Origin of the sequence: Streptomyces sp. NPDC050147 (genome assembly GCF_040660195.1) — a bacterium.
Classification (GTDB): domain Bacteria; phylum Actinomycetota; class Actinomycetes; order Streptomycetales; family Streptomycetaceae; genus Streptomyces.
On the sequence record NZ_JBFALJ010000037.1, the window covers coordinates 79,321 to 83,443 of the forward strand.

Below are 4,123 nucleotides of genomic sequence, written 5' to 3' on the forward strand. Positions count from 1 at the left end.
GCCGAGTGCGACGGCCCAGTACAGGCAGGTGTGACGGCCGATCCAGCCGAGTGCGACGGCCCAGTACAGGCAGGTGTGACGGCCCGGTACAGGCGAGTGTTACGGCCCGGTGCAGGCGGGTGTCGGCCACGCATGGCGAGCGTGGTGGCCGAACGGTGACCTTCGTTGACGCCCCCTCTCATGCCGCTTTCACCGAATGCTCATACCCTGGCGCCCATGACCCAGGTAACCCCTCCCGGCTGGTACCCCGACCCCGGCCAGACGACTGACGGCCCCCGTACCGAACGCTGGTGGGACGGGAACGTATGGACGGACCAGGTCCGCGCGGTGGGCTCCGCCGCCGGGTGGGGCGGTTCCGCTCCGGCGACTCCACCTGCCTATCCGCCCAACGCCCCGACGGGTGCCCCGGGCGCGTACCCGGCCCATCCCTCCTATCCGGGACAGCCCGCCGCCCCTCGGCGCGGCCTTCGCATGGGCATAGCCATAGGCGTGGCCCTCGTGGTCTTGGCCGGGATAGGCGGCGGCGTCTACTTCCTGACCGCCGATGACGACGGCGACGGCGACAACACCGCCAAGAACCCCTCGTCCTCCGCCCCCTCGAAGCCCGGCGCGCCCCAGGACCCGCAGGACCCCCAGGACCCCGAGCAGTCCCAGCCCCCCGGCGGTTCCGCGCCGCCGTCGGAGGAGGGGTACGCCACCGACGTGGCCAGCGGCATCAGCCTCCCCGTTCCCGAAGGCTGGACGGGTGCGAACGGCCAGGGCGGTGGGGCCTCGGTGTCCGTGGACCCCTATCCGTGCCCCGGGGAGGCTTCCAAGACCTGCTCGCGCGGCGGCGCTTACTCGGGACCAGCCGAGGCGGCGTTCAAGAACGACGCCAAGACGGCGGAAGCCGCCGCCAAGGCCGACATCTCCGTCAACGCCAAGGAGTCGTACGGCGGCAAGACCTACGGCAAGATCACCTCGCACAAGGAGCTGGAGTCCAAGGCGGTCACCGTGGCCGGCCAGAAGGGCTACCTCGTGCGCTGGAAGGCCGTCACCGAGAAGAGCGACGACGGCTACGTCCAGTCGCTGGCCTTCCCGTCCCCCTCGGACAAGTCCAAGCTCGTCATCGTCCGCTTCGGCATCGACGTGAACGACAAGTCTCCGAAGCTCTCCGTCATGGACGAGATCACCAAGGGGATCAAGGCCGCGAAGGGCGGCGGGGGCGGCAACGGCCAGGAAGTCTGACAGGGAACTCTGACGGGCCTCGCGCGACCCTGCCCGGGAACGTCAGAGCCGGGCGGGCGGAGCCACGAGGATTCCGCCCGCCCGGCCAAGAGCGGCCACGCCACCCCCGTCCCCACGGTGCGGCGCGCCAGGCAGATCGGGGCCCGTCATCCACCGGGCCCCGGTCCACGATCAGGTGGCCTGGGTCAGACCAAGTGCGGGCAGCACGCACGCCTCCACGAAGTCGGACAGATACTCCTCGTCCGCCTGCTTGCCCTCCAGGACGGGCCGGGCCCGGACCACGCCCATGAGCTGAGCCGTGATGAACCTCGTGGCCGGGTGGTCCGCGGCGATCTCGCCCCGCGCCACTCCCCGCTCGATCAGGTCGTCGAGCGCCCTGGTCTCCGGCTCCACCAGTGCTTCGCGCAGCGCGCTGCGCAGATCCTCGTCCTGAAGGACCGCGTGGCTCAGCGCCTGGACCAGCATGCTGTCACGGGTCGACCACTCCCCCGCGGCCCGCGCCGCCTCGCGCAGATCACCGGCGAGCGTGCCGGTGTCGATGCCCGCGAACCGCACACAGCGGTTGGCGCGCAGCGCGGCGGCCACGAACTGGGGCTTCGTCTTCCACTGGCGGTAGAGCGTGGACTTGCTGCACCGGGTGGTCGCGGCCACGCCCTCCATGGTCACGGCGTCGTACCCGCACTCGCGGAGCTGGTCGAGGACGGCCTCGTAGAACTCCTGCTCTCGCTCGGGCGTGATCTTGGAGCGGCGCGATGAACCCGTGCATGGACCCACGGGGTCCGCTGCGCCTGCGTCTGCTGCCCGGTCCGGCGACGTCATGACTCTTCTCCTCGATGTGGCGGCTTCGACCGACCCTATCGATACGCCAGTGTACCGGTACGCGTCCGTATCGGTACACTGGCGTATCGGTACACTGGCGTATCGATGAGTGCGGCGATCCGTCACTCACCCACCGCACCACCCAGTCGTCACGTAAAGGGGCCGGGGGATGGAATCCCGAACCGAGCCTGCCGAAAGGGAACCGGACATAGCCGTCCGGGAGCCGGACACATCTGCCCGACCGCCCCTCGTCCGCGAGCTCCTCCTCGTCGTAGGACTCTTTCTCGTCTACAAGTTCGGCAGGCAGCTGGCGAACGGCCATACCGGCGAGGCCTTCCGCAACGCTCACCACGTGTGGGACGCCGAACGCGCCCTGCGCCTGCCGGGCGAGGGCGCCGTGCAGCACGCGCTGCTCAGCAGCGACACCCTGGTGCACATCGCGAACACCTACTACGCGACCGTGCACTTCCCGGCCACCGCGCTGTTCCTGGTCTGGCTCTACCTGCGCAGGCCCCGGCATTACGTGTGGAGCCGCCGGGTGCTCGCCGCGCTGACCGCGGCGGCCCTCGTGCTGCACCTGGCCTTCCCGCTTGCGCCGCCCCGGATGCTGGACGCGGCGGGGCTCATGGACACCGGGCAGGTGTACGGGCCGACGGTGTACGGCTCCACTCCGCAGACCGACACGATGGCGAACCAGTTCGCCGCGATGCCGTCCCTGCACTTCGGGTGGGCGCTGATGCTCGCCGTCGGACTCGTCGTCGCCACCTCATCGCGGTGGCGGTGGCTGTGGATGCTGCACCCGCTGATCACCCTGCTCGTGGTCGTCGGGACCGCCAACCACTACTGGCTCGACGCCCTCGTGGTGACCGCACTGCTCGGCGTCGCGCTCGCCGTGATCAAGCTGCCGGACCCCGCGCGCTCGCGCGTCGTGCGGCGCTACACGCCGGCCCACGGCCTTGCCGCCCACGGGGTCCGACGATGAACGCGCCGCTCATCGCCGTCGCGCTCTCACTCGTCTCGGCTGCCGCGTACGCCTGTGCCGCCGTGGCCCAGGAGCGCCTCGCCCACCGCATCACGGGCACCGGCAACGGCTTCCTGCGGCTGCTCGGCAGCGGCCCCTGGTGGTCGTCGGTCGGGCTCAACGCGTCCGCGGCCCTGCTGCACGTGGCGGCCCTGAAGTACGGTCCGCTCACCCTGGTCCAGCCGCTCGGGGCGCTCACCCTGGTCGCCGCGGTGCCGCTGGGCGCCCGCCTGGCGGGGCGGCGCGTCACCCCGGCGGAGTGGCGTGGCACCGGGCTCACGCTCATCGGCCTCGGCGCCCTGCTCCTCACCGCTTCCGGGCCCGCGCCCGACGACACACTGACCCTCACGGAGGCGCTGGCAGTGGCGGGCACCACGATGGCCGTGGTCGGCGTGCTCTCCCGCCCCGGCACGCGGCCGGGGCTGCGTCACGCGACCGCCTCCGGGTTCGCATCGGGTGTTGCGTCCGCGCTCACCCAGACCGTGACGGTCGCCGCGACGGACCGCTCGGGTCCGCTGCTCAGCCCGCAGGTGATCGTCGTGGCGCTGCTCGTCGCGGCGTTCGCCGTGGGCGGTCTCCTCCTGTCCCAGACCGCGTACCGCGGTGGCCTCGGGGCGCCCCTGGCCGTCGTCACCCTGGCCAACCCGGTGGCCGCCGCCGCCATCGGCCTCACCCTGCTCGGCGAGCGGCTGCAGGGAGGCGTGGCCGGGCTGTTCCTGGCGGCCGGGGGCGCGGCGATCGCGGCGTACGGAGTGGTCGTCCTGTCACGGTCACCGCGAGGCGAGCACGAGTCGGCATCACAGGCGCCTTCGGAGCCGTCGCCGTCGCCGTCGCCGGATTTCCTGTCCTCCATTCCGGGCCGGACAGAACCCGCCGCGTTGCATCTGTCGCGTCACTGAGGCAGCGCCCCCCCGCCCGCAGACACAGACGCGAGAGGCAGACGCGGACGCAACAACGGAAACGGCGTCGGCCCGCCCGAAGAGTTCGGCGACCCGGTCCCGCACCGCCTGCCACGCATCGGTTCCCGCAGCCTGCACCACCGCACCGCCGCTCGCC

The 4,123-nt window shown here is 71.8% G+C and carries 4 protein-coding genes; 3 read left to right on the plus strand and 1 reads right to left on the minus strand.

Translation table 11 applies throughout. The features are described 5' to 3' along the window. The first annotated feature begins 216 nt into the window (after nucleotides 1-216). Entirely contained in the window at nucleotides 217-1,227 is a 1,011-nt protein-coding gene (locus tag AB0I94_RS38720; RefSeq protein WP_363314494.1) for a DUF2510 domain-containing protein, read from the plus strand. 171 nt (nucleotides 1,228-1,398) lie between these two features. Here AB0I94_RS38720 and AB0I94_RS38725 read toward each other — a convergent pair whose 3' ends face one another. Further along, the gene (locus AB0I94_RS38725) at nucleotides 1,399-2,046 is read right to left on the minus strand and encodes a TetR/AcrR family transcriptional regulator C-terminal ligand-binding domain-containing protein (protein WP_363314495.1); all 648 of its coding nucleotides are present in this window, start codon (nucleotides 2,044-2,046) and stop codon (nucleotides 1,399-1,401) included. 169 nt (nucleotides 2,047-2,215) lie between these two features. On the opposite strand from AB0I94_RS38725, the gene AB0I94_RS38730 reads away from it, so the two are divergent. Both AB0I94_RS38730 and AB0I94_RS38735 read left to right on the plus strand, forming a co-directional pair. Continuing rightward, nucleotides 2,216-3,028: a phosphatase PAP2 family protein gene (locus tag AB0I94_RS38730; protein ID WP_363314497.1), complete on the plus strand. Its 813-nt coding sequence runs from the start codon at nucleotides 2,216-2,218 to the stop codon at nucleotides 3,026-3,028. Then, nucleotides 3,025-3,966, plus strand: coding sequence for a DMT family transporter (locus AB0I94_RS38735; RefSeq protein WP_363314499.1), 942 nt, complete (start codon nucleotides 3,025-3,027; stop codon nucleotides 3,964-3,966). Before AB0I94_RS38730 ends, AB0I94_RS38735 begins: the two co-directional genes overlap by 4 nt. Nucleotides 3,967-4,123: the final 157 nt, after the last annotated feature.

Coding starts and splice junctions, on each gene's coding strand:
- AB0I94_RS38720 (WP_363314494.1), top strand. CDS start 217: ATGACCCAGGTAACCCCTCCCGGCTGGTACCCCGACCCCGGCCAGACG.
- AB0I94_RS38735 (WP_363314499.1), top strand. CDS start 3,025: ATGAACGCGCCGCTCATCGCCGTCGCGCTCTCACTCGTCTCGGCTGCC.
- AB0I94_RS38725 (WP_363314495.1), bottom strand. CDS start 2,046: ATGACGTCGCCGGACCGGGCAGCAGACGCAGGCGCAGCGGACCCCGTG.
- AB0I94_RS38730 (WP_363314497.1), top strand. CDS start 2,216: ATGGAATCCCGAACCGAGCCTGCCGAAAGGGAACCGGACATAGCCGTC.